This is a genomic window from Microlunatus speluncae (assembly GCF_009299835.1).
In the GTDB taxonomy this organism is placed as follows: domain Bacteria; phylum Actinomycetota; class Actinomycetes; order Propionibacteriales; family Propionibacteriaceae; genus Microlunatus; species Microlunatus speluncae.
Map to the genome: position 1 here is coordinate 185,212 of NZ_VKCZ01000002.1, position 24,497 is coordinate 209,708.

General features: G+C 69.7%; 27 protein-coding genes. 12 read left to right on the plus strand and 15 right to left on the minus strand.

The features are described 5' to 3' along the window. Positions 1-66: 66 nt before the first annotated feature. Positions 67-720 carry a DUF899 domain-containing protein gene (locus tag FNH24_RS03310; protein WP_152360720.1) on the plus strand — a complete coding sequence of 218 codons (654 nt, stop codon included), beginning with the start codon at positions 67-69 and terminating at the stop codon, positions 718-720. 313 nt (positions 721-1,033) lie between these two features. Here FNH24_RS03310 and FNH24_RS03315 read toward each other — a convergent pair whose 3' ends face one another. Then, positions 1,034-1,876 (minus strand): MurR/RpiR family transcriptional regulator, encoded by an 843-nt coding sequence (locus tag FNH24_RS03315; protein ID WP_246186733.1) that lies wholly within the window; start codon positions 1,874-1,876, stop codon positions 1,034-1,036. A gap of 226 nt (positions 1,877-2,102) precedes the next feature. Here FNH24_RS03315 and FNH24_RS03320 point away from each other — a divergent pair, with 226 nt between their 5' ends. The 7 genes from FNH24_RS03320 to FNH24_RS31900 all read left to right on the plus strand — a co-directional run bounded on the left by FNH24_RS03320 (position 2,103) and on the right by FNH24_RS31900 (position 8,072). Further along, the gene (locus FNH24_RS03320) at positions 2,103-2,732 is read left to right on the plus strand and encodes an alpha/beta fold hydrolase (RefSeq protein ID WP_152360722.1); all 630 of its coding nucleotides are present in this window, start codon (positions 2,103-2,105) and stop codon (positions 2,730-2,732) included. Between the two features lie 15 nt (positions 2,733-2,747). Beyond that, positions 2,748-3,536 (plus strand): trans-aconitate 2-methyltransferase, encoded by a 789-nt coding sequence (locus FNH24_RS03325; RefSeq protein WP_343031701.1) that lies wholly within the window; start codon positions 2,748-2,750, stop codon positions 3,534-3,536. Between the two features lie 4 nt (positions 3,537-3,540). After that, complete coding sequence (locus FNH24_RS03330; RefSeq protein ID WP_152360723.1) at positions 3,541-4,170, plus strand: GNAT family N-acetyltransferase; 630 nt, start codon at positions 3,541-3,543, stop codon at positions 4,168-4,170. Then, positions 4,167-4,463, plus strand: a complete 297-nt coding sequence (locus FNH24_RS03335; protein WP_161605964.1) for a GNAT family N-acetyltransferase — start codon at positions 4,167-4,169, stop codon at positions 4,461-4,463. The genes FNH24_RS03330 and FNH24_RS03335 overlap by 4 nt, the downstream gene beginning before the upstream one ends. Before the next feature lie 107 nt (positions 4,464-4,570). Next, the gene (hisD, locus tag FNH24_RS03340) at positions 4,571-5,923 is read left to right on the plus strand and encodes a histidinol dehydrogenase (protein ID WP_152360725.1); all 1,353 of its coding nucleotides are present in this window, start codon (positions 4,571-4,573) and stop codon (positions 5,921-5,923) included. Further along, positions 5,920-6,654 carry an SDR family NAD(P)-dependent oxidoreductase gene (locus tag FNH24_RS03345; protein ID WP_152360726.1) on the plus strand — a complete coding sequence of 245 codons (735 nt, stop codon included), beginning with the start codon at positions 5,920-5,922 and terminating at the stop codon, positions 6,652-6,654. The genes hisD and FNH24_RS03345 overlap by 4 nt, the downstream gene beginning before the upstream one ends. Then, positions 6,651-8,072 (plus strand): acetyltransferase, encoded by a 1,422-nt coding sequence (locus tag FNH24_RS31900; RefSeq protein WP_217428019.1) that lies wholly within the window; start codon positions 6,651-6,653, stop codon positions 8,070-8,072. The genes FNH24_RS03345 and FNH24_RS31900 overlap by 4 nt, the downstream gene beginning before the upstream one ends. Here the strand turns inward: FNH24_RS31900 and FNH24_RS03360 are convergent. Further along, a complete protein-coding gene (locus tag FNH24_RS03360) occupies positions 8,048-8,920 on the minus strand; it encodes a helix-turn-helix domain-containing protein (RefSeq protein ID WP_152360727.1) in 873 nt (290 codons plus the stop codon). The genes FNH24_RS31900 and FNH24_RS03360 overlap by 25 nt on opposite strands. A 154-nt stretch (positions 8,921-9,074) precedes the next feature. Between FNH24_RS03360 and FNH24_RS03365 the strand changes: the two genes are divergently transcribed. Together FNH24_RS03365 and FNH24_RS03370 are read left to right on the plus strand one after the other, a co-directional pair. After that, positions 9,075-10,100, plus strand: a complete 1,026-nt coding sequence (locus FNH24_RS03365; protein ID WP_152360728.1) for a zinc-dependent alcohol dehydrogenase family protein — start codon at positions 9,075-9,077, stop codon at positions 10,098-10,100. Further along, entirely contained in the window at positions 10,097-11,365 is a 1,269-nt protein-coding gene (locus tag FNH24_RS03370; RefSeq protein ID WP_246186734.1) for a multidrug effflux MFS transporter, read from the plus strand. Before FNH24_RS03365 ends, FNH24_RS03370 begins: the two co-directional genes overlap by 4 nt. Here the strand turns inward: FNH24_RS03370 and FNH24_RS03375 are convergent. After that, positions 11,331-11,837 carry an Lrp/AsnC family transcriptional regulator gene (locus FNH24_RS03375; protein ID WP_246186735.1) on the minus strand — a complete coding sequence of 169 codons (507 nt, stop codon included), beginning with the start codon at positions 11,835-11,837 and terminating at the stop codon, positions 11,331-11,333. The genes FNH24_RS03370 and FNH24_RS03375 overlap by 35 nt on opposite strands. Before the next feature lie 126 nt (positions 11,838-11,963). Here FNH24_RS03375 and FNH24_RS03380 point away from each other — a divergent pair, with 126 nt between their 5' ends. Beyond that, positions 11,964-12,164, plus strand: a complete 201-nt coding sequence (locus FNH24_RS03380; RefSeq protein ID WP_152360729.1) for a hypothetical protein — start codon at positions 11,964-11,966, stop codon at positions 12,162-12,164. On the opposite strand, the gene FNH24_RS03385 is transcribed toward FNH24_RS03380, so the two are convergent. From FNH24_RS03385 to FNH24_RS03430, 10 genes are all read right to left on the minus strand, one after another. After that, positions 12,117-13,019 carry a carbohydrate ABC transporter permease gene (locus tag FNH24_RS03385; protein WP_161605965.1) on the minus strand — a complete coding sequence of 301 codons (903 nt, stop codon included), beginning with the start codon at positions 13,017-13,019 and terminating at the stop codon, positions 12,117-12,119. The two genes, FNH24_RS03380 and FNH24_RS03385, sit on opposite strands and share 48 nt — an antisense overlap. Positions 13,020-13,023: 4 nt before the next feature. After that, complete coding sequence (locus FNH24_RS03390; RefSeq protein ID WP_152360731.1) at positions 13,024-13,902, minus strand: carbohydrate ABC transporter permease; 879 nt, start codon at positions 13,900-13,902, stop codon at positions 13,024-13,026. 2 nt (positions 13,903-13,904) lie between these two features. Beyond that, positions 13,905-15,251, minus strand: coding sequence for an ABC transporter substrate-binding protein (locus FNH24_RS03395; RefSeq protein WP_152360732.1), 1,347 nt, complete (start codon positions 15,249-15,251; stop codon positions 13,905-13,907). A 176-nt stretch (positions 15,252-15,427) separates the two neighbouring features. Beyond that, entirely contained in the window at positions 15,428-16,384 is a 957-nt protein-coding gene (locus FNH24_RS03400) for a dihydrodipicolinate synthase family protein (RefSeq protein WP_246186736.1), read from the minus strand. A gap of 6 nt (positions 16,385-16,390) precedes the next feature. Continuing rightward, complete coding sequence (locus tag FNH24_RS03405; RefSeq protein ID WP_152360733.1) at positions 16,391-17,143, minus strand: amidohydrolase family protein; 753 nt, start codon at positions 17,141-17,143, stop codon at positions 16,391-16,393. Then, a complete protein-coding gene (locus FNH24_RS03410; RefSeq protein WP_152360734.1) occupies positions 17,140-18,027 on the minus strand; it encodes an amidohydrolase family protein in 888 nt (295 codons plus the stop codon). Before FNH24_RS03410 ends, FNH24_RS03405 begins: the two co-directional genes overlap by 4 nt. Beyond that, positions 18,024-18,785 (minus strand): amidohydrolase family protein, encoded by a 762-nt coding sequence (locus FNH24_RS03415; protein ID WP_152360735.1) that lies wholly within the window; start codon positions 18,783-18,785, stop codon positions 18,024-18,026. Before FNH24_RS03415 ends, FNH24_RS03410 begins: the two co-directional genes overlap by 4 nt. Next, positions 18,782-19,570 carry a creatininase family protein gene (locus FNH24_RS03420; RefSeq protein ID WP_152360736.1) on the minus strand — a complete coding sequence of 263 codons (789 nt, stop codon included), beginning with the start codon at positions 19,568-19,570 and terminating at the stop codon, positions 18,782-18,784. Before FNH24_RS03420 ends, FNH24_RS03415 begins: the two co-directional genes overlap by 4 nt. Beyond that, positions 19,567-20,736, minus strand: a complete 1,170-nt coding sequence (locus tag FNH24_RS03425) for a Gfo/Idh/MocA family protein (RefSeq protein ID WP_152360737.1) — start codon at positions 20,734-20,736, stop codon at positions 19,567-19,569. Before FNH24_RS03425 ends, FNH24_RS03420 begins: the two co-directional genes overlap by 4 nt. A 183-nt stretch (positions 20,737-20,919) precedes the next feature. Continuing rightward, on the minus strand, positions 20,920-21,720 hold the full coding sequence (locus tag FNH24_RS03430; protein ID WP_152360738.1) for an IclR family transcriptional regulator: 801 nt from the start codon (positions 21,718-21,720) through the stop codon (positions 20,920-20,922). 105 nt (positions 21,721-21,825) lie between these two features. On the opposite strand from FNH24_RS03430, the gene FNH24_RS31325 reads away from it, so the two are divergent. Continuing rightward, a complete protein-coding gene (locus FNH24_RS31325; RefSeq protein WP_161605966.1) occupies positions 21,826-22,299 on the plus strand; it encodes a RidA family protein in 474 nt (157 codons plus the stop codon). A gap of 81 nt (positions 22,300-22,380) precedes the next feature. Here the strand turns inward: FNH24_RS31325 and FNH24_RS03440 are convergent, their stop codons facing one another. Further along, complete coding sequence (locus FNH24_RS03440; protein ID WP_152360740.1) at positions 22,381-23,499, minus strand: mandelate racemase/muconate lactonizing enzyme family protein; 1,119 nt, start codon at positions 23,497-23,499, stop codon at positions 22,381-22,383. Between the two features lie 37 nt (positions 23,500-23,536). Further along, positions 23,537-24,364 (minus strand): aldose 1-epimerase, encoded by an 828-nt coding sequence (locus FNH24_RS03445; RefSeq protein WP_152360741.1) that lies wholly within the window; start codon positions 24,362-24,364, stop codon positions 23,537-23,539. Positions 24,365-24,497 lie beyond the last annotated feature (133 nt).

Genomic DNA, 24,497 nt, shown 5'->3' on the forward strand with positions numbered 1-24,497 from the left:
GGTTCCCTTAAGGAACCGTCTTTGCTACCGTCGAAGGACGTGAACCTCCGAGGGAAGGAACCGTTGATGGCTCGCCCACAGGTCGTGACCGCCGAGCAGTGGCAGACCGAACGCGACGCGCTGCTGGTCAAGGAGAAGGAGCACACCCGGGCGCTCGACGCGCTGGCCGCCGAGCGCCGCCGGCTGCCGATGGTCCGGCTCCGCATCGACTACGAGTTCACCGCCCCGGACGGCCGTACGGTGGGCCTGACCGACCTGTTCGCCGGCCGCCGGCAACTGGTGATCTATCACGTGATGATGGCGCCCGGGCAGGACTGGATCTGCGACGGCTGTGCCTCCTGGACCGACAACGTCGGCGACCAGTCCCACCTCAACGCCCGCGACACCGGCCTGATCCTGATGGCGCCGGCCCCGCAGGACGAGATCGAGGTGGTCCGGCGGCGGTTCGGGTGGACCGTGCCCTGGTTCTCCTCCGGCGGCAGCGACTTCGACGCCGACCTCGGCATCGGCCCCGGCTTCGGGCTGAGCGTGCTGCTCCGCGACGGCGACGAGGTGTTCCGCTCCTATTACACCGACGGCCGCGGCGTGGACCGGCTGCGGCTGGACCTCAACCTGCTCGACCTGACCCCGTACGGCCGGCAGGAGGAATGGGAGGACTCGCCCGACGGCTGGCCGCAGACTCCCACCATGGCGTGGATGCGCCTCCGCGACGAATACTGACCGGGCCACCGAGACCACCGCCTCGACCGGTCCACACCCCCCCTCGCCCCACCTTGTGCGGCCTCGCGCCGGCAACAGGTGGGGCGAAGCACGAGCACGTGGGGCGAAGCAGCCGAAGAGCGACCGCACCACCTCACAAGCGGCCCGCACCGCGGGCCGGGCGAATCCGCCGGCGGGAAGGTCGAACGCGCCGCCCGCATCCGACTCGCCCGATGCCCACCCTCGCCCCACCGAGCGCGGCTCCGCGCCCACCACAGATGCCCCGAAGCATGAGTACGCGGCGCGAAGCCGGCAGCGACCCGGCCGGTTGGTGTCAGTGGCGCTTGCTGGTGTGCCGGGAACGAACGACCGCGTACGTGCTCTCCAGGGCCTCGATCGCCGTGTCGTAGTAGCGCTGGGCGACCCCGGCGAACAGGCAGTCGACCAGGGCCAGCTGGGCGATCCGGCTGGACATGGCGCCGGACCGGAAGGTGGTCTCCCGAGCCGCGGTGATCAAGAGGTGATCGGCCGCCTCGCCGATCGGTGAACCGCGGAAGTTGGTGATCGCGACAGTCGTCGCGCCCCGCCGCCGGGCCACGCCCAGCATGTCGATCGTGTCGACGGTGGTCCCGGTGTGCGAGATGCCGACGGCGACGTCGCCCTGGTTGAGCACCGCAGCCGAGGTCAGCGCCTGGTGCGGATCGGGCCAGATGAAGGAGATCAGGCCGATCCGGTGCAGCTTCTGGTGCAGGTCGTGGCCGACCAGGGCACTGGCACCGGCACCGTAGATGTCGATCCGGCCGGCCTTGGCAACGGCCTCGACGGCGGCCTCGAGCTCGGTCAGGTCCAACGCCGCGGCGGTCTCCTCGATCGCCCGGGCGTCGGCATGGGTGATCTTACGCACCACGTCGGAGAGCGAGTCGGTGGCACTGATCGTGCCGGTGATCGGGCCGTCGCCGTTCTGGCCGGACTCCTCCCACTGCGCCGCCCGGGCCAGCGCGATCCGCAACTCGGGGTAGCCGGCCAGGCCCAGCGCGCGGCAGAACCGCAGCACCGTGGTCTCGGACGTCTCGCATTGCCGGGCCACCGCCGTGATCGAACTCTCCGACACCGCGGCCGGGTCAGCCAGCACGGCCTCCGCGACGCGTTGCTCGGCGGGCCGCAAATTAGGCAGCACCCCTCGGACGCGGATCAGGATCGAGCCAGGGCGCCGGGTTTCGGCCGGGCCATTCGTCGTCGTCGGCATGTGTCCCTCTTCACTCGGTCGATACCAAAGGGGGTGGCCCCCTTTGAATCCCCCGCGTCGCGCCGCGAACCAACGCGGCACCCTAGTCTGCTGCTCCTGAGGCGAGCCTACCGAGCGCGGCCCCCGCGCGCTGGGAAGCCCGCCAGGAGGGAGCGCGATGTCGACTTCCGACCCCGCGGCGCCGGTCGTGCTGCTGCACGGCGGGATCTGGGCCGAGCTGGACGCCGAGCGTTTCTGGCATCGCCCGGGAATCAGCGCGGGCCTGACGGCCGCCGGCTTCCAGGTCGCGGCCCCGGATCGGCCCGCGCGGCCGGAGAGTTGGCGGACGGAGGCCCGGGCCCTCGCCGGACTGCTGCCCGACCGGAGGGCGGTGGTCGTCGCCGGATCCAACGGCTGCTCCGCGGCGGTACGGCTCGCGCTCGACACCCCCGACGCAGTCGGCCGGCTCGTCCTGGCCTGGCCGGCGACCGCGGGCGACCCGGCCGTCGACGCCGGCACCAGGAACCGGCTGACCCGCCTCGGCGCCCCGGAGCGGGTGGTCGGGGACCTCCTCGCCGGCGAAACCCTGCGCGGCATCGCCGATGCCGAGCTGGCCACGCTCTACGTCCCGGTCGCGGTGATCGGGTCGATCCCCGACAATCCGGCGCACCAACGGCGGACCGTCGACGCGCTGCTCCGGCTGGTGCCCGGGGCCAGGGAATCGGCCGGATCGCCGGAGCCGCCGCGGCCCGAGTTCCCGCCCCACCGGGACCGCTTCGTCGCCGCGTTGATCGCCCTGATATCTTGATGTCAAGATAACTTCGTGATCAAGGAGTACACGATGCCGACCTGGGATCCCGCTGTCTATCTCCAGTTCGCCGACCAGCGGTCCCGGCCGTACGTCGACCTCGTCAGCCGGATCGTCAGCGCCGAGCCGGCCACGGTCGTCGATCTCGGCTGCGGCCCCGGCCAGTTGACCGCCTCGCTGCGGCAGCGCTGGCCGGCGGCGACGATCACCGGCATCGACTCCTCGCCGGAGATGATCGAGCGGGCGCGGTCGTACGCCGACGAACAACTCTCCTTCGCCGTTGGCGATGTCCGGGACTGGGAGCCGGCGGCCCCCGTCGATGTGATCATCAGCAACGCAACCCTGCAGTGGATCCCCGAGCACCGGGCCCTGCTGCCCAAGCTGGCCGAGCAGCTGACCGGTGGCGGCTGGCTGGCGTTCCAGGTGCCGGGCAACTTCGACCAGCCCAGCCACACGCTGCTGTACGAGCTTGCCCGCGACCCGCGGTTCGCCGACTGGACCCGACGCAGCGAACTGCGGCCGGTCGTCACCGCGGCCGAGTATCTCGATGATCTTGCCGGGCTCGGGTTCACGGTCGACGCCTGGGAGACCACCTACCTGCATGTCCTGGAGGGGCCCGACCCGGTCTTCCGCTGGATCTCCGGCACCGGCGCCCGGCCGGTGCTGCAGTCGCTGCCGGAGCCGCAGCGCGCCGAGTTCGTCGCCGACTACACGGCCCGGCTGCGCGAGGCCTACCCGGCCCGGGACCACGGCACCGTGCTCCCCTTCCGCCGCGTCTTCGTCGTCGCGCACCGGACACAATAGGGCCATGACCACTGTCTCCGACTGGTTTCTCCCGGTCCCCCTGGCCGGCCGCCTGCTCCGGCTGGAGCCGTTGACCGAGGCCGACGCGGACGACTACGCCGCCGCGCTGGGGGACGCGCCCACCGCAGCCGAGGTGCTGGCCAACATGTCGTTCCGGCCGCCCACCTCGCGGGCCGAGGTGATCACGATCATCGCCGCCGCGCTGGCCGACCCGCTCCGGATCGCGTACGCCCAACGGCTGCGGGAGACCGGCGAACTCGTCGGCACCACCTCCTTCTACGAGATCGAGCCGAAGACCCGGGCGCTGGCCGTCGGGCACACCTGGATCGCCCGCCGACACTGGCGCACCGGGATCAACACCGACTCGAAGTTGATCATGCTCGGCCGGGCCTTCGACGGACTCGAGGCGGAGCGGGTGGTCTGGCACACCGACATCCGCAACACTCGTTCCCAGGCGGCGATCGAGCGACTCGGCGCGACCCAGGAGGGGGTGCTGCGGCATCACCGGATCAGGCCCGACGGCAGTTGGCGCGACACCGTGCAGTATTCGATGCTGCGCTCCGAATGGCCCGACACCCGCCGCCGGCTCGAGGCCGCCGGCGATCATGGACGACTGGAAGGACAGACCCGATGAGCACGATCGATCTCGATCGGTTGGAGTTCGGCCGGGATGACCGGTCCTCCCGCTACGAGGCGAGGCTGGAGGGAAAGCTGGCCGCCGTGGTCGAGTATTCGATGCGCGACCAGACCATGATTATCGTGCATACCGGCACGAAGCCGGAGTTCCGCGGCAACGGCATCGCCGCCCGGATCACCCGGCACGCCCTCGACGACGTCCGCAGTCGCGGCCTGCGCGTCGTCCCCGAGTGCCCCTTCACCGCCGAGTTCATCGCCGAACACCAGGACTACGCCGACCTCGTAGCCTGACTCCCCCGCCGAGTTGTCAGAACTGAGTTGTGTCATGGCACAACTCAGTTCTGACAACTCGGAGTGTATACGTATACACTCGCGTCAAGGCGAGAGGAGAATCACTGATGACGACAACACACGCCACCGGCCGGCAGGCCGGCTTCCCGGTCGACTCGACCCTGCTGAAGGAGCCGGCCGTCGGCCAGGCACCGCGCGGCGGGGATCCGCAGGTGCGGCAGACGGTCGAGGCGGTGATCGACGACATCGCCGAGCGCGGTGACGCCGCCGTCGCCGACTACTCGGCCAAGTTCGACAACTGGTCACCGGAGAGCTTCCGGCTCAGCCCCGAGCAGATCGACGAGATCGTGGCCCGCGTGCCGGCGCAGGTGATCGAGGACATCACGTTCGCCCAGAACCAGGTGCGCGCCTTCGCCCGGCGGCAGTTGGAGTCGCTGACCGACTTCGAGATCGAGACCCTGCCCGGCGTCCACCTGGGTCAGAAGAATGTGCCGATCCGGGCGGCCGCGGCCTACGTGCCGGGTGGCCGGTATCCGCTGCTGGCCTCGGCCCACATGACCATCGTCACCGCCAAGGTGGCCGGCGTCGAGCGCGTCGTCGCCGCGACCCCGCCGATCAAGGGCGAGATCCCCGACGCGACGATCGCCGCGATGCAGCTGGCCGGCGCCGACGAGATCCTGCTGCTCGGTGGTGTGCAGGCCGTGGCCGCGCTGGCGATCGGTACCGAGACGATCGCTCCGGTCGACCTGATCGCCGGACCGGGCAACGCCTATGTCGCCGAGGCGAAGCGGCAGTTGTTCGGCCGGGTCGGCATCGACCTGCTCGCCGGGCCGACCGAGATCTTGATCATCGCCGATGATCAGGCGGATCCGTATCTGGTGGCGGTCGACCTGCTCAGCCAGGCCGAGCACGGCCCCGACTCCCCCGCGATCCTGATCACCACGTCGGAGGAGCTCGGCCACCGAGTGCTCGAGCACATCGACCGGATCCTGCCGGGCATGCCGACCAGGGACTTCGCCGAGCCGGCCTGGCGTGATCATGGTGCGATCCATGTCGTCGCCGACCTCGCCGACGCGTGGCGGCTCGGTGATCATTACGCGTCGGAGCACGTCGAGATCCTGACCGCCGAGCCGCGCCGGGCGCTGACCGAGCTGCATCACTACGGTGCCCTGTTCCTCGGCGAGGGGACGTGTGTCAGCTACGGTGACAAGGTGATCGGCACCAATCACGTGCTGCCCACCCGGGGCGCGGCGCGCTACACCGGCGGGCTCTGGGTCGGGAAGTATCTGCGCACGGTCACCTATCAGGAGGTCACCGATCCGGCGTCGTCAGCTCTGCTCGGCGAGGTCTGCGGCCGGGCCTCGCGGACCGAGCGGTTCGAGGGGCATGCCCGGTCGGGCGATGTCCGGGCGGCCAAGTTCGGCTCCTACTCCTACGACTGGGACCCCGATCGTCCATGATCGACTTCTCGCTGGCCGGGCGGACGGCCCTGGTCACCGGTGCGAGCCGGGGGCTGGGGCAGGCCATCGCCGACGGCCTGGCCGAGCTCGGCGCGACCGTGTACGGGACGTCCCGCTCGGCCGGTGCGGCCGACAAGATCGCGGAGCGGTACGGCACCGCGCCGTGCGTGCTCGACCTGACCCGGCCGGAGACGTTCGCCGAGCTGGCCGAGCGGCTGGACGACGTCGACCTGTTGATCAACAACGGCGGGATGAACGTGCCCGAGGCCGCGGTGGACGTCCGGGTCGAGGACTACGACGCGGTGATGGCCACCAACCTGCGCGGCACCTTCTTCCTCACGACTGCCTTCGGCCGGCGTTGGATCGAGTCCGGCCGGGCAGCCGCCGTGATCAACGTCGGCTCGCAGACCGGGACAGTGGCGATCGAGGAGCGCTCGGTCTACGGCGCTTCGAAAGCGGCGCTGGACAACCTGACCAAGACCCTGGCCCTGGAATGGGGTTCCCACGGCATCCGGGTGAACGCGATCGCGCCGACCTGGATCCGCACCGAGCTGACCGAGTCGACGCTGTCCCGGCCGGAATGGGCGGCCGAGCTGCTCGGCCGGATCCCGCTCGGCCGGTTCGGCGAACCGATCGACGTCGTCGGCGCGGTCGCCTTCCTGGCCGGGCCGATGGCCGGACTGATCACCGGCCACACACTGCTCATCGACGGGGGTTACACGATCAGATGACCGAGGCACCGCAGGAGAATCTGGCCGTGATCGGCGGCGGCTACATGGGTGGCGGGATCGCCCAGTCGCTGGCCCTGGCCGGCTTCCGGGTCCGGATCGCCGATGTGGACGCCGGCACGACCCGACGACTGCGGGACGCGTTGATCACCGGCGTGGCGGAGTATGCCGAGCGCGGTCTGGTCGACTCCGAAGCCGCAAGCCGGGTGCCCGAATTGTTGATCGCCGCCGAGTCGATCGCGGACGCCGTCGCCGAGGCGGATTACGTCAGCGAGGCCGTGCCGGAGGATGTCGGGATCAAGCGGACCGCCCTGGCCGCGATCGGCGCCGCGGCGCGGGCGGACACGGTGATCGCGACCAACACGTCGTCGCTGCCGCTGGCCCCGCTGGCCGAGGTCGTGTCGCAGCCGCTCATCGCCGCGCACTGGTTCAACCCGGCCCCGTTCCTGCCGCTGGTGGAGCTGGCCGGCGACGACGAGGACGCGCTGGCGCTGGCCGAGCGGGTGCTGACCCGGGCCGGCAAGATCACCGTCCGGGTCCCGGCCGTCCCCGGCTTCCTGGCCAACCGGCTGCAGTTCGCCCTGTTCCGTGAGGCCGCCGCGATCGTCGAGGAGGGTCTGGCCACGCCCGAGCAGGTCGACCTGGTGGTGAGCAACTCCTTCGGCTACCGGCTGCCGTTCTTCGGCCCGTTCCAGATCGCCGACATCGCCGGTCTGGACGTCTACGCCGCCTCGTACGCACCCCTGACCGCTCAGTACGGTGAACGTTTCGCCGTGCCGCCCTCCCTGGCCGAACGGGTCGCCGCCGGTGATCTCGGGCTGAAGACGTCGGGCGGCTATCGCGCGACTCCCGGTGATCAACGCCAGGCCCTCGCCGATCACCGCGACCGGGCCTACGTCGCCCTCGCCGCCCTCCGGAGTGACCTCGATGATCATGGTCCGGTGGCGGACGTGACGATCCGGACCGGACGCGAGGAGGACGTGCCGCGGCTGCTGGTGATCTGGCGGGCGGCGGTGCAGGCCACGCACGACTTTCTCTCCGCGACCGACATCGACGAGCTGTCCGACCTCGTCGCCGGCTTCCTGCCGAGGATGAACGATCTCCGCGTCGCCGTGGACGCGACGGACACGCCGCTCGGGTTCATCGCCCAGGACGACGGCGAGATCCACATGCTCTTCGTCGATCCGGCCGTGCACGGCCGCGGCCTCGGCACCGCCCTGCTCGAGGACGTGGGCCGCGAGTTCCCCACCCTGCGGCTCGACGTCAACGAACAGAACCCGACCGGCCGGCGCTTCTACGAGGCCAAGGGATTCATCCAGGTCGGCCGCTCCGAACTCGATCAACAAGGCCGGCCCTTCCCCCTCCTGCAGCTGATCCGCGACTCCGGGGCGAGCGGTCAGCGGGTATCGCCGGCCAGCTGATCGGCGGCCCAGGAGCCGAGCAGCCGGAGCCGGTCGGCCGAGGGTGAGCCCGGCTCGGCGGTGTAGAGCAGCATGATGTGGCCCGGCTCGGCGGTGATCGCGAGTTCCTCGTAGACGAGGGTGAGTTCACCGACGACGGGATGGTTGAACCGCTTCGTGCCGGTCCCGTGAGTCCGCACATCATGCGATCCCCAGAGCCGGCGGAACAGCTCGCTCCGGGTCGAGAGCTCGCCGACCAGATCCTGCAGGCCCTTGTCGTGCGGGTCGCGGCCGGCCTCGGCGCGCATGATCGCCACGCACATCTCGGCGAAGAGATCCCAATCCGGATAGAAATCCCGCGACGCCGGGTCGAGGAACTGGAACCGGGCCAGGTTCGGCGTCCGGCCGCCGTCCCCGATCACCGGAGAGTAGAAGGCGCGACCAAGATCATTAGTGGCCAGCAGGTCGTGGCGGGCGTCCCGGACGATCGCGATCCCGTCCGTGAACGCGCCGAGGGCCCAATGCAGGCTGGGCCGCGTGGCCGGGTTTCCGGTCGCCCGCCGCCGCGCCCGGCCCGAAGCGGGGATCCCGTCGGCGGCGCGGGCCAGATCGAGCAGGTGGGACCGTTCGGTGTCGTCGAGTTGCAGCGCCTGCGAGATCGCGTCGATGACCGACGCCGAAGCACCGCCGATCGCGCCCCGCTCGAGCTTGGCGTAATACTCGACGCTGACCCCGGCGAGCAGCGCGACCTCGGACCGGCGCAGGCCCTTCACCCGCCGCTGGGTGCCGGCGGGCACCCCGGCCTGCTTCGGGGTGAGCTTCGCCCGTCGCGACATCAGGAACTCACGCACCTCGGCCCGGTTGTCCATGATGCCGAGGCTAGTCCCGGTCGATCGGATCAGGGATGCCCTGTCAGTACACCCCTTGACAGGGACTCCCGGAATTCGGCCGGAACTAGTTGTCTGGAAGTCATGACCGGTGCGAATCCCGGTCCTGCCCTACCGATTCTCGAGGAGTTCTGTCATGCGTGGTGTGGTGATGCACGCCCCCGGCGATGTCCGGGTCGACGAGGTTGCCGAGCCGATGATCTTGAAGCCGACCGATGCGATCATCCGGTTGTCGGCGACCTGCATCTGCGGATCCGACCTGTGGCCCTACCGCGGGGCGGACCCGGTGAACCAGCCGCTTCACATGGGGCACGAGTACGCCGGCATCGTCGAAGAGGTCGGTGCCGAGGTGAAGTTGATCAAACCCGGCCAGTTCGTGGTCGGCTCGTTCTTCGCCTCCGACAACACCTGCGAGATCTGCCGTGCCGGCTATCAGACCAGTTGCCTCCATCGCGAGGTGCTGGGCACCTCGGGCGCCGCCCAGGCGCAGCGGATGCGGGTCCCGCTGGCCGACGGCACCCTGGTGGCGACGCCGGAGGTGCCCGACGATGATCTTGTGCCGAGCTTCCTGGCCGCCTCCGACGTCCTGGGTACGGGTTGGTTCGGGGCGGTGGCCGCCGAGGCCGGTCCGGGCAAGACGGTGGCCGTGGTCGGCGACGGCGCGGTCGGGCTGCTGGCGGTGCTGGCGGCCAAGGAGTTGGGGTCTGAGCGGATCATCGCCATGTCCCGGCATCCGGACCGGCAGGCTCTGGCCCGGGAGTTCGGGGCGACCGACATCGTCGAGGAGCGCGGCGAGGCCGGCGCGACCAAGATCAAGGAGCTGACCGACGGGCTCGGCGCCCACTCGGTGGTCGAGGCCGTCGGCACCCAGCAGTCGATGATGCAGGCGATCGGCGCCACCCGGCCCGGTGGCCATGTCGGCTTCGTCGGCGTCCTCCACGATGTCGCCATCACCGGTGATCAGATCTTCATGACCCACGTCCAGCTGCACGGCGGCCCCGCCCCGGTGCGGCGGTTCCTGCCGGACCTGATGGAGCGGATCTGGCAGCGCACGATCGATCCCGGCCGGGTGTTCGATCTTCAGCTGCCGCTGGACCGGGCGGCCGAGGGTTACCGGGCGATGGACGAACGCCGGGCGATCAAGGTGCTGCTGCAACCGTGACCGATCCCGCCGCCCGGCTGGCCAGGGTCGCGGTGCCGGACCGCCGGCCGGCCGGCGTGACCGCGGGCCTGGTGGCGACCGTGGTGTTCCTGACGGCGACCGCCCCACTGGCCACTGACCTGTACGTGCCCGCCTTCCCGGCCGTGGCCGGCGAGCTGGTGGCGACCGCGACCCAGGTCCAGCTGACGCTGACCACGTTCTTCGTCGGGATGGCGCTCGGCCAACTGATCGGCGGCCCGGTCTCCGACCAGCGCGGCCGGCGGCTGCCGCTACTGGCGGGAGTGATGATCATGACGATCGCCTCGGTCGCCTGCGCGGTCGCGCCGACGATCACGGTGATGATGGTGGCCCGGTTCTTCCAGGGGTTCGCCGGCGGCTGGGCCATGGTGATCGGCCGGGCCGTGATCGTCGATCTCGCCACCGGCGCCCGGCTGATCCGCGTGCTCAACGTGATCGCCGCGGTCGGCGGGATCGCTCCGATCGTCGGCCCGCTGCTCGGCGCGTTGATCTTGCAGGTGTCGCACTGGCGCGTGTCGTTCTGGGCCGTCGCCGTGCTCGGGGTGGCGATGATCATCGCCGTGCTGGCGGCGGTGCCGGAGACCCTGCCGCGCGGTCACCGGCACGGCGGCGGCCTGCGCAGTTTCGCGCGGGCCGGCCGGGAGCTGCTGCGCAACCGCCGCTACGTCGGCTATGTGCTGGTCAGCGGATCCTCGATGGGCGCGGTGTTCGCCTACGTGGCGACCTCGGCGTTCGTGCTGCAGTCGATGAACGGGCTGACCCCGATCGCGTACTCGATCGACTTCGCCGCCAACGCCGGCGGGATGACCGTGGCCGCGCTGGTCGCGGCCCGGCTGGCCGGCCGGATCGCCACCCGCAAGATCGTCGCCGCCGGTCAGTTCGCCGCCCTCGGCGCCGGGATCGCCATGCTGGTCGGCGCCCTCTGGTTCGATGCGCCGCTGCCGGTGGCGATCATCGCGTTCTTCGTCCTGATGACGGCCCAAGGACTGATCGGTCCTAATGGAGGCGCGCTGGCCTCGGCCGAGGTGCCCGCGCATCCCGGCACGGGATCGGCACTGCTCGGGTTCGTGCAGTGGCTCGCGGCGGGCACCGTCGCGCCGCTGGCCGGCCTGGGCGGCGAACACACCGCCATCCCGATGGCGATCCTCATGATCAGCTGCATCGCCCTGTCCATGATCGGACTGCTCATCCTCGCCCGGCCGGCGACTGGCCTCAGGTCCGGCCGGACCAGCCTTCGGCGGTGGTGATCGGGCGGTCCTCGGGCTGCCGTTCCACCGGGCGGCCCTCGTACTGGGTGGACAGGACGATGTGGGTCCGCATGTCGCCGTGCACGCCGAGCCGCTCGATCAGGCCCTCGAGATGGGCCAGCGAGGTGGCGCGCGCCTTGAGCATGGTGCAGTGCTCGCCGGACAGCTTGTGCACCTCCACCACCTCCGGAAAGTCCTCGGCCGTGGTGGTGCGAAGCAGACAGTCCGCGGGCCGGCAGCGCAACTGCAGAAAGGCGAGCAGCGGCTGCCCGGCCCGGCCGGCATCGACCTTGGCGCCGTACCCGGCGATCACCCCGGCCGACTCCAGTCGCCGCACCCGCTCGGCGATCGCCGGCGCCGACAGGTGCACCCGGCGACCGAGTTCCTTGTACGACAGCCGGCCGTCGGCCTGCAGCTCACCGAGGATCCGCCAGTCGGTTTCGTCCATCTCGGACGCCTGGAAAGTCTTCACCCTGAAACTCCTTTCGCCCGGAACGCGGAAGGCCTGATCTGCCGTCAGTGGCTCATTCTCTTCCCGGTTCCACTTTCCTAGCGTAGTGGTACGAGCATCCACCGCAGGAGAACGAGGAGATTGATCATGTTCGACCAGCTGACGAGCACCGACCTGCCCAACCAGCTCTACGCCGAGCTGGTCCAGGCCCGGGAGCAGGAACGCCTGGCCCGCCGCATCGCCCGGCAGCGGCGAGCGGCCAGGGCCGCCGCCCGGATCCGGAGCCGGCGGCCGGCGTCGCTACTTCAACGACCCCGCGGTCAGGCCGCGGGTGATGTGCTTCTGTAGAAAGGCGAAGACGATCAGGACCGGCAGCACGGTGATCATCATCGCGGCGAACAGGGTGACCCACTGGCTGCCGTAGGTCGCGGCCTGGTTGAGCTGCCAGAGGCCGACCGGCAGGGTCATCCGTTCCGGCGTCGAGATGAAGACCAGGGCGTAGAAGAACTCATTCCAATTGTTCAGGAAGCTGATGATCGTGATCGAGGCCATGCCCGGCCCGAGCAGCGGCACGATCACCCGGACGAACGTCGCGGCCGGGCCGGCGCCGTCGACCGCGGCGGCCTCCTCGAGTTCCCGCGGCAGGGTCTTCATGAAGCCGACCATGACGAAGATGTTGAACGGCAGGTTGTAGGTCGCATACACCAAGATCAAACCGAGCTGGGTGTCCAGCAGCCCGAAATCCTGCAGGGTCAGATACAGCGGGATGAAGGTCACCATCCACGGCACCATCAGGCCGGAGACGAACACGGCGAGGATGATCGCCGAGCCGCGGAACCGGATCCGGGCCAGCGGATAGGCCGCCAGCACGGACAGACCGACGCCGAGCGCGGTCGCCCCGACTCCGACCAGCAGGCTGTTGCCGAAATAGGTGGCGACGCCGGCGCTGCGCCAGGCCTCGGCGAAGTTGCCGAACGACCAGGTCGCGGTGAGTGCGAACGGGGAGGTGCCGATGAAGTCGGTGTTCGTCTTCAGCGAGGCGTTCAGCACCCAGACGTACGCGCCGATCGCCGAGGCGCTGCCGATCCCCATGATCAGGTAGAAGATCAGGTGGAAGGTCCGGAACGGGGCAAGATCGCCGCGCGGCTGCCGCGCCCGGCGGCTGGTCCGGGCCGGGGCGGTCGCGGTGACGGGGTCGCTCACGGTGTCAGTACTCAAGATCATCTCGCTTCAACAGCCGGTTCAGCCCCAGCGCCACCACCAGCAGGATCGCGACCAGGACGATGCCCATCGCGGCGGCGTAACCGTAGTCGGCCTGATCGATCGCGGTCCGGTACATCAGCGTCGCGGTGATCTCGGTGGAGCCGAACGGGCCGCCGTCGGTCATGATGAAGACGAACGCGAAGGCTTGCAGACTCTGCACGAACCAGAGCACGATCAGCACCCGGAACAGGTCGCTCATCATCGGCAGCATGATCCGCCAGAAGACCTGCCACTCCCCCGCCCCGTCGATCCGAGCGGCCTCGAGCACCTCGTTCGGCAGCCGGGAGAAGCCGGCCGAGATCAGGATGATCCAGATCCCGATGCCGTGCCAGACTGCGGCGAAGGCCACCGCCGACAGCGCGGTCCGCGGATCGCCGAGCAGCACCGGGATCAGCTCACCGAGCCCGATCGTGGCGAACGCCGGATTGATCAACCCGAGGGTCGGATGGAAGATGAACTTCCACATCAGGGCGACCACGGCGACCGAGAGCACCACCGGCGAGAAGATCAGGAACCGGAAGATCCGCTCACCCCGTAGCCGGTGGTGGAACGCCCAGGCGACGGCGATCGCCGGCGGGAACAGCATGCAGCCGCCGATCACCGCCAGCAGGATCGCGTTGCGCAGCGACGTCAGATATTGGCCGTCGCCGAACACTGCCAGGTAGTTCTCGATCCCGACCAGCTTGGAGCGGCCGGTCCGGGAATACTCGCTGAGCGAGATCACCACGGTCCGGCCCAACGGATACAGGAAGAACGTGCCGAGCAGCACCAGGGCCGGCAGCAGGAACGGGATGATGATCCGACGCTGGGCCTTGGCGAACATGATCAGTTCTTGTGCTGCTTGCGCAGCGCCGCGTCCAACCGCTCGATCGTCTGCGGCGCGTCCTGCTCACCGAAGAACAGCCGGGCGATCTCGGCGTAGACCGTCTCGTACACCTTGGTCCCGCTCATCGAGAACTCGCGCGGCACCAGGGTCGACGCCTCGCTGATGATCTTGTCGATGCCGGTGACGCCGTCCGGGCTGGGCACCCCGCGCACGGCGGACAGGTCGCCGAGCTTGGTCGCCCGTTCCGTCTGCACCTCGACGCTGGTGACCCGGCTGGCCCAGGTCAGGGCCATGCCCTGGTTCTCGCTCTCGGCGTTGATCGAGATCAACTGCGCGGCCGCCATCAGCGCCTTCTGATCACCGGCGCCGCCGTCGACCGCCGGGAACGGCAGCACGCCGACCTCGAAGCCTTCCGGGATGACGTCCTTCATCTCGCTGACCAGCCAGTTACCCATCAAGATCATCCCGGCCTTGCCCTGGAAGAACAGGGCCTGCGCCGGGGTGAAGTCGGTGCCCTGGAAGCCCTTGATGAAGAACTCCCCGTCGCGCAACTCCTGCACGTGCTGCAGCCCGGCCAGGAAGCCCGGATCCTCGGTGATGTGGCCTTCGCCGCCGACCAGGACCTGGTTCGCCTTCTCCCAGCCGACCGTGCGCAGCCAGAGGTTGTCCGACCACATGCCCATGTACGGCTGGAACAGACCGGTGACCGCGATCGGGTCGACGCCGGCCGCCTTGAGCGCCTCGGCCGCGGCCAGCACCTCGGTCCAGGTGGTCGGCGGAGTGATCGACTTCTCGGTGAACAGCTTGGCGTTGTAGAAGAGCACCTGGGTCGACAGCTCGGTCGGCACACCGTAGATCTTCTGGCTCTCCGGGTGGGTCATGAAGCCCAGCGCGGCGGGCGAGAAGTTGTCCAGCCACGGCTTGCCCGAGGTCGGGTCGTTCTGCTCCAGGTACGGCCGCAGGTCGAGCAGCAGGCCGTCGTCGGCCCAGGCCAGCTGAGCCGGGTTGGTCCCGTCGAACATGCCGTAGTCGACGTCGAGCCCGTCACCGCCACGCCAGCGCTGCTCCAGGGCCGGCCGGGCCTCGGTGTTGGCGAAGGTGAGCGTGATCTTGGACCCGGCGATCTCGGCTTCGATCTTCTTCGCCAGTTGATCAAGATAGGCCAGGCCCGGCGTCCCCTTCGCGGTCAGTACGCCGACCTCGATCGGTCCGCCGGTCACCTCGGACCGCCAGTCCTCGGCCTTCGGCGCGTCGGTCGGCCCTGCGTTGCCGCCGGAATTGCACCCGGACAGCGCCAACCCGGCCCCGATGGCCCCGGCACCGAATAAGAGTTCCCGCCTTCTCATCGTCTCCCCCTCTCGCTGACTGCACTGTGGCGATCATCTTCCGAATGATCTATTTTCAGAATGTCGTAAACGTATCCAGAATACCGAGCACACTACGCCGAGCGGATCGGCTCCGCAAGCGATTCGGGGAATGTCCGGCCGCTGTTACCGACCCGCAACACGCCGGCGCGGAACACTCAGTCCAGCGCCGGCAGCAGGTCGTCGAATTCGGCCAGGAACCGGTCGATCATGGCCAGATCCTCGCCGTCCAACTCGTGCCGCGGCGGCCGGCAGTACGGGCTGCCGATCAGGCCACGCCGGAAGGAGATCATCTTCTCGGTCGCGATGATCCGCTCCGTGTCCAACATCCAGTACGAGATGTAGGGCAGCAACCGGGCGTGCAGCCGGTCTCCGCCGTCGAGATCACCGGCGGCGAACCGGCCCCAGATCTCCTGGTAGAGCTCGGTGAACGAGCAGCCCGGCTGGGTGCCGACGCAGCCGCGGCGGAACGCGTCCGGCAACTGCACCCCGGCGTAGCCCTCGACCGCCAGGATCGGTGGGTCGAGCCGGCCGAGCTCGGCGATGTAGGGGCCGGGCGGCGACGACTCGACCTTGACCAGGGCCAGATTCGGATGATCACGGACCAGGCCGGCCAGGCCCTGCGGATCAAGGCTGGTGCCGGTCTCGGTCGGCGCGTACTGCAGCACCACGGCCGTGTCCGGCACCGCCGCGAGCACGGCCCGGAGGTGCGCCTCGATTGCCGCCGCCGACGGCGCCAGCAGGTGCGGCGGCAGCAGGTTGATCGCATCCGCGCCGGCGTCGACCGACCAGCGGGCCCGGTGCACCGCCAGTCGGGTCGCGTGATCTTGGACCGCGGCGATCACCGCGACATCCGGATAGCTCGCCGCCTCCTTGATCAACACCTCGGTCAGCTGGCGCCGTTCTTCCTCGGAGAGCTTGTAGAACTCGCCGGCGAAGCCGGGGAACATGACACTGCTGACGCCGGTGTCGAGGACGTAGCCGACCACCCGGCGGAAGTCGTCGAACGCGACCTCGCCGTCATCGGTGAACGGCACCTCCAGCACCGGCGAGACGCCGCGGATCAAGGCCGAGGCCTCGACCGGGGTCCGGCTCTTGGACGCGATCATGGTCATCTCGGCTCAGTCCTTCCCGCGGGCGGACCCGTCAAGCAGCCCGGCCAGCGTCCCGCCGCTGACCGCCGCCTTGTCCTCGGCCGGGATCGGCCAGTCGTTGATCCGCTTCACCTCGCCGGCCGCGGTCGCGTACGGCAGATCGGTGCTGAAGATCACCCGGGAAGCGCCGATCTCCGGATCGCGGACGAACTCGGACAGGACCGTGTCCCACGGCGCGTAGCTGGTGTCGGCGTACAGGTTCGGCGCGTGCCGCAGCGCCGGCGCGGCGTCGATCCAGAAGTCGGTGGCGCCGCTGCGGCCCATCAGGAAGGACAGGCCGGGATAGCGACGGGCCAGCAGCGCCAGCGGCATCGGCAGGTGGCCCGGCGGCGTGCCGGTGCGGACGTAGACGAACCAGCCGACCGACTCGGCGTAGGCCAGCAGCGGATCGACCAGCCCGTCCAGCAGGTCGAAGCCCTGCAGGCTGGAGTCGACCGCCAGCGCGCGGGCGCCGGCGGCCCGGGCCCGCTCCAGCTCGGCCAGCGCCTCCTCGCCCAGCCACGGATTGGCCACGGCATAAGGGATCAGCCGGCCGTCCGAGGCAGCCGCGGCTGCCGTGGTCGCGTCGTTGCCGGCCCGATTGGCGATCGCGATCTGGGCCTCACTGGGCGCGATCATGGTCCAGTCGATGCCGTGTTCGTCCATGATCGACAACAGTTCGGCGACCTCGAGCGAGCACTCGCGGTGCTGCCCGATCCGGACGTGGGCGTCGATGATCATGAGCGGGTCCTCCTCGGATCGGCCAGCCCGAGCGCGGTGAGCGCGTCGGCGTTGATGATGTTTTCGATCACGTCCTCCGGGATCCGCGGGAACTTCGTCCCCTCGACGATGTCGTTGGCCCGGCGCAGCCCCGCCATCGCCTCACCGGTGGTGGCGATCGGGAAATCCGAACCCAGCAACAGTTTCCCGGCCGCACCCCACTCGGTGGCGAACAGCAGTGACTCGTACAGCACCCACGGCCGCAGGTAGATCGAGGAGACGTCGGCGTACACGTGCGGATGCTTGCGGATGGTGACCACGGTCTCCCGCGCCCACGGATGCCCCATGTGCGCCATCACGATCCGCAGCTCCGGGAACGCGATCGCGACCTCGTCGGTGACCAGCGGGAACGTGTAGCGCAGCGGCGCGTGCCGGATCGGCGAGGCGCCCTGGTGAAACAGGATCGGCAGCCCCTCCCGCTCGCAGTAGCGGTAGAACTCCATCGCCGGCTCGCCCAGCGGCTCGAACTCCTGGTAGTTGGCGCCGAGCTTGACGCCGACCAGCCCGAGCGAGCGGGCCCGTTCGACCTCCTCCCAGACGCCGGGCTTGGTCGGGTTGACCGACATGAAACCGATCGCCTTGTCCGGCCGGGAGGCGACGTAGGCCGCGGTCGCGGTGTTGGTGTCCTCCGGCTTGTAGGACAGCCCGGTCGAGGCGAGCGGATCGTCGGCGGCGATGTTGAACACGATCGCCACATCGGCCGGCTCGATCGCCTGATCGAAGTCCGCCCAGGTGTTGGAGGTGATCACGTCCCGGTCGGTCCGCCAGGCGCTGAACGACTTGAAGTCCTCCTCCGGCACCTCATGGGTGTGGGTCGGGGTGTGACAGTGCACATCAACGATCATGGGAGGCGCTCCAACAGCTTGGCGGGGTTGTCGATCAACATGGCCTGCTTCTCCGCGGCGGTGATCCCCCAGTGATCGATCTCGGCGACGCGGGCCTGCGCATAGTCCTGGCTGGCCTTGTCGGACAGCCCCGCGTCGGTGCCGAACAGGACCTTGCCCGGCGCGCCGCGGCGGCAGATCTCCCGGGCCGCGTACGGCGGCGTGCCGCAGATGCAGATGTAGAGGTTGTCGGTGGCGTTGGCGTACGCCAGCGACTCCCGCCACAGGTCGTGCAGGCCGGCATGGCCGAGGATCACCGGCACGGTCGGATGCCGCCGGGCCAGCGCGGCGATCTGGCCCGCGGTCGAATACGGCGGCGTGCCGTCGTGACAGAGCAGGATGCCGGAGTGTTCGGCGACGACTTCCATGATCGGATCGAGGATCTGCTCGTGCATGCTGAACCCCTGCAGCCAGGGATGCAGCTTGAGCCCCTTCAGCCCGAGCTCGGCGAAACTGCGCTTGGTCTCGGCCAGAGCCTCCGGCCGGCGCGGGTTGTAGGAGCCGAAGCCGATCAGGCGATCCGGGAATGCGGCGACGAACTCGGCCAGGGCCTCATTGGCCTGCGGGGTGGAGTTGAACAGCCCGTCGTGGCTGAGCACCACGGCCTGATCGATCGCCGACTGATCCATGAAGTCGACGAATTCGGCCGCGCCGAAGGTCGCCCCGCCGAGCCAACTGGCGGTCTCCCAGGCCGGGGTGTGGGTGTGGAAGTCGATCACTCTGCGGACTCCTCCTGTGCCAATTCGATCTGTGCCAATCCGATGATGGCGGCCTCGGTCGCGGCGACCAGCTCGTCGAGGAGCTCTTGGCCCTGCGCGGCGGTGGCCCGCTCCGGATGGTCGGTGTAACCGTCGATCGCCTTCCAGACGGCCGATCCGTGGATCGCCGCTCCGCCTGAGATCGAGCCCGCGGTCGGCGGGTCGGACCGGATCGGCCGGTCCAGCACCAGCTCGGGCCGGACGGCCATGATCATCGCCGTCTCGAACTCGCCGGCATGGCCCGGCACCGGGCCGGTGCAGGAGCGGCGGACCGACCACCGGTCGCGATCGGCACCGCCGGCCGCCCAGTAGTCGAGGTGACCGACCGTCAGCCCGGGGGCGGCATTGGTGGCCGCCGCGGCCGCCGCCGCGCAGCCGCCCATGTTGCCGCCGTGCCCGTTGATGATCAACACCCGGACGCCGCCGCTGGCCACGATCGAGGACAGGATCTCGGTCAGCATCGTGATCAACGTCGCCGGGGTGATCGACAGCGTGCCGCCGAACGGCAGATGGTGATCGGACGCGCCGACCGGCAGGGTCGGCGTGATCACCAGGTCGGTGCCCAGCACCGTGGCCGCCCGGTCGGCCGCCCGGGCGGCGACCTCGCCGGCCAGCAAGTGATCGGTGCCGGTGGGCAGAAAGGGGCCGTGCTGCTCGGTCGCGCCGATCGGCAGCAGCACCAGCGCCTCCGGCAGGATCCGGGTCAGCGTCGCGCGGTCGGTCTCGGCCCAGCGTCGTACGGTCATCGCTCGCTCCTCGTCGCGTCGTCGGCCCCGGCCGGCGGGGCGGTCGATCCGGAGTCTGCCAAAGAGCTGTCGGTGTCGAAGGGCAAGCCACTTCGTTCCCTGAGCTTGTCGAAGGGCAAGTCCGATCCATCAGCCTCCGGGGACGAACGGGCTTGCCCTTCGACAGGCTCAGGGAACGAAGGAGCCAGGGCGCGTTGCTGCAGGCGCTGGCTGGTGATCAGGGCCGCGATGCCGTCGTCCAGGCTCGGCTCGGCGGTGCCGCCGGCCAGCAGGTCGGCGAATCGGTCGACCTGCCGGTCGAAGCAGCGGGTCCCCCGGTCCGGCTCGAACCGATGGCGTACGGGTTCGCGGCCGGCCAGCTCGACGGTGAGGTCGAAGCTGCCACCGTCCAACGTCGCCAGGCCGCCGTCGCCGAAGAAGATCAACTCGCAGCGCGGCTGGGCCGGCGTGAACCAGCCGAACTCGAGCAGCACCGTCGCCCCCGGATACGTCAGCCGGCCGCCGATCAGATTCGGCGCGGCCAGGCCGGGCCGGGTGGTCGTGGCCCAGGCGTCCTCGATCTCCCCCACCCCGCCGAACAGGCTGCTCAGCCAATCGAAGACATGCGCACCCTCGTGGATCACCGGCGAGCCGTGCTGCAGGGTTTCGGTGATCAACCGATCATGATCATGATCGCCGTGGGCCAGCTCGTCGTAGATCGCGGCCCGGACCAGCAGCGGATCCCCCAGTGCGCCGTCGGTGATCAAGGTCCGCAACTCGTCCAGGGCCGGATCGTGGCGATAGGTCAGGCCGACCTGGATCCGAGCCCGCTCGGCGGCGTGCAGCACCGCGTAGAGCTCGGCGTCCTCGATCGACGGTGCGACCGGCTTCTCGGCCAGCACGGCCGGGCCGGCCCGCGCGATCCGTACGGTCAGATCGGGGGTGACCCACGGCGGCGTCGCCAGCACGACGCCGTCGGGCCCCTCCGCGAGCACCTGCTCCAGGTCCTGGTGGATCACCACGTCGGTCCGGCCGTGCCGTTCGAGCACCTCGGCCGCGAGCCGCCGCCGGTCGGACGAGGGATCGGCAACCGCCACCAACCGCAGCCGCTCGGAACGGAGCAGGGCCGGCAGATGTGCACCAAGCCCGATCTCGCCGAGTCCGACCAGCGCTACCTGCCCCGTCACTCGATGATCACCCCGTCCGAATCCGTACCGTCTAAATTCGAAATAACGAAGATACTTTCACTTCGTCGAACAAAGGCTAATGCCCGTCGAACTCGGATGCAAGATCAGCGACACCCTCCAGCCGAGTTGTAGCGGCTGGGCGCTAGGTGGCCACTCGGTTCTGACAGGTCGACACCGGGGATGTCAGCGGAGGGCGGCGTGGTAGCCGAGGCGGATCGAGATCGTCTTGGCGATCCGGAGCAGGCCGTCGGTGGTCTGCTGCAGCAGGTCGCCGACCAGGTCGCGCTTGAAGCCGGTCACCCCGACCGCGCCGGCCGGGCCGCCCTCGGCGTCGAAGAACGGCGCCGCAACACAGGAGATGTCGGCCCGCTCCTCCTCGACCTCCACCGCATAACCGCGCTTCTTGATCTCGGCCAGCTGGGTCTGGAACGCCTTCCGCCCCGGCGGCAGCGCGCCGGGGCCCTCGCCCTTGCGCAGTTGGTTCAGCAGCGGGCTGAGCCGCTCCTCGTCCAGGAACGCGGCGATCGCCTTGCCCAGCGCGGTCAGGTTGTAGGGCGCCATCTTGCCCGGATAGGTGTCGAACTGGATGAAGTCCGAGGTCGCCGCCTTGGCCACATAGACCACCGAGGCGCCGTTGAGCACGCCGATGTGCACCGGCATGTTGATCTCCGTCGCCAGCTCCCGCATCTCGTCGGCCGAGACAGTGGCAAGATCAACTTTGCGCACCAGTTGGGTGGCCAGACCGTACAGGCCGAGGGTGGCGCGCCAGAAGTGACTCCGGCCGACCACCTTGCGCGCCGCGTAACCCCGCTGTTCCAGGGTGTAGACGATCGACGCACAGGTTGCCAGCGGGATCCGCGTCGCGGCCGCCAGCGCGGTCAGCGTCATCCCGTCATCCGCGGCGACGAGCGTCTCCAACACGGTCAGCGTCCGGGCGACGGACTGCGACGGTGCCTTGGTCTCGGTCAGTTGGGTCCCGGCCATACCGGACAGGATAGGGCCGAGGACCGCCGGACGCCTTATGATCTCTGCGAAACCTCGGAGATATCTTCGAAATCTCGCACGCCCACCGACTTGGAGGAACCATCCGTGACCGCCGCCGACCGCCATCAGTCTGCCGCAGCCGAGCCGTCCCCGCTGGCTGATCCGCCGAAGATCGCCCCGGCCCGGATCTTCGGCGACCAGTTGATCACCTCCGGCCAGACCGCCCACATCGATGGTACGAACATCGCCGAGGGCATCGTCGGCGCCGGGATCGACCTCGACACCGCCCGCCGCTGCGCCCGGCAGTGCGCCCGCAACGTGGTCGAGGCCGCCCGCGGCGAGCTGATCCGGGCCGGCCAGGACCTGGACGCGATCACCGGCGTCACCCGGGTGACGATCTTCGTGGCCAGCGCCCCGTCCTTCACCGAGCAGCACCTGGTCGGCCACGCCGCGACCGACTACTTCCTCGAGGTGTTCGGCCCCGAGATCGGCTTCCACACCCGCGCCGCCCTCGGCCTCGCCGCCCTCCCCACCAACAGCCCGGTCGAGATCGAAGCCATCTTCCAACTCGCCAACTGAACCCCACCTAGAACCCCGACTTGTCAGAACTAGGGGACGCTATAGCGTGCTCTAGTTCTGACAAGTCGGGGTTTGGGGGCTTTAGGCGAAGCGGGCGGCTAGGTCTTCGGTGAGGGTTACGCCTAGGCCGGGGGCGTCGTTGAGGCGGGCGCGGAGGCCGGTGGCGTCGAGGCCGCCGGCGAGGATGTCGCTGTCGTAGTAGTGGGCGCCGATGATGTCGGACGGGATCTCCTCCGACAGGCCGTCCAGGGCGCAGGCCACGTGCAGCTGGGCGGCGGCGCCGACGCCGAGCTCGCCGTTGGAACCGATGATCACGTCCAGGCCGGCGGCGGCCGCGATCCGGCCCATCGCCACCGCCCGGCCCGGGCCGCCGCTCTTGCCGACGTACAGGCTGATCACGTCCGCGGCGCCGGCGGCGAGCACGGCCATCAGGTCGTCCAGGCCGAAGACGCTCTCGTCGGCGACGATCGGCAGGCCGAGATCGCGCAGCGACGCCATCCCGGGCAGGTCACCCGGCGGCACCGGCTGCTCGAAGAACGCCGGATCGTACGGGGCCAGCAGCCGGCCCGCCCGCCGGGCCCGGGCGCGGCTGTAGCCGCCGTTGGCGTCCAGGCCGATGAAGGTGTCCGGCCCGACCAGCTCCCGCAGCTCCCGCATCCGGGCCACGTCGGTGTCAAGGTCCATCCCGATCTTGATCTTGTACGCCTCGAAGCCGGCCGTCCGGGCGTGCTCCAGCCCGGTGCGCAGCCGGTCGCCGTTGCCGCTGAGCGAGCACTTCACCGCGACCTCGGTCCGCCGCGGGCCGCCCAACGCGACAGCCAGGGGCACGTCCAGCGTGCGCGCGTACGCATCCCAGAGCGCGATCGAGATCCCCGCCTTGGTGAACGGATGCCCGGCCAGCACCGTGTCCATCGCCGCCTCCAGCTCGGCCACCGGGGTCAGCGGCCGGCCGATCAGGGCCGGCCGGAGCACGGTGTCGATCACGTGCTGGGCGGTGGTCGAGTCCTCACCGCTCCAGGTCAGGGTCGCGCTCACCTCACCGATCCCGGTCACCCCGGCCGAGGTGATGATCTTGACCAGCAGGAAGTCGCTGCGGTCGTGGGTGCCGCGGGCGCCGCTGACCAGCAGCTCCGGCTTGACCCGCGGGCTGATCGCCACGGTGTGCAGTTCGGCCACGGTCGCCTGCAGTGAACGGCTCATGATCGGTGATTCTCCTCGCCTCGGCCCTGCGACGGGCTCAGGGAACGATCGGCGCGGCGCGCCAGGTCAGGTCGATGGTCAGGTCGAGCGATTCGCCCGGAGCCAGCAGGTGGTCCATCCGCTCGGCCGGGCTGGTCACCGGCTCGACGCAGATGCCCCGGGGATGCACCGAATAGACGGTCACCCACGGCGAATCGTGGCCGATCTCGAGCTCGCCCACGCCCGGCCAGGTCAGCGTGGTCGGCCCGTTCACCTGAAGGCAGTCGTTGAAGTCACGCTCGGCCGGATCGACCGACTGCCACAGCCCGGTCGGCGCCTCGGCCTCGTCCCGATGCTGCCGCCAGACCGGCCCGGCCAGGCCCAACTCGACCGGACCGGAGCCGGCCAGCTGCCGGACGAACCAGGGATGCCAGCCGATCGCTGCCGGCAGCTCGTGCTCGGCGGCCTCGACCCGGAGCACCACCCGCAGCCGGTCCGCGGTCAGCTCGGGCATGATCAACACCCGGACCCCGAACGGCCACCCGGTGCCGGCCGAATCGGTCAGGTCACAGCTCAGCCGGTCGCCGTCGATCCGCCACGGCAGCTTCCAGGTCAGCCCGAGCACGGCGTGCCGGCCGTCGTCGGCCGCCAGGCGATGGGTCTGGCCCCGGAAGTCGAAGCGGGCGTCCCGGATCAGGCTGGTCCACGGCGCCATCACGAACGAGCCCCAGAACCAGGGGCCCGGCTGCGGCTCGTCCGGCGGCCCGACGATCAGCTCCCGTCCGTCGAAGGCCAGGCCGGTCAGCCGTCCGGCTTCGGTGCTGAAAACGGCCCGGCTCCGATCGGTCTCCAACAGCAGCTGCTCCGGCCGTCGATGATCATTCACCGCTCCAGCCTCCCGTCTCGTCGCTCCCCTGGCGTCCCGGTGTCAAGAATTGATCACCGCCGTTGCCATCTGACATCCGGTAGGTTACGTTGATCAACGAGATATTGGTCGTATTTTCTGTTATTCGAAGATA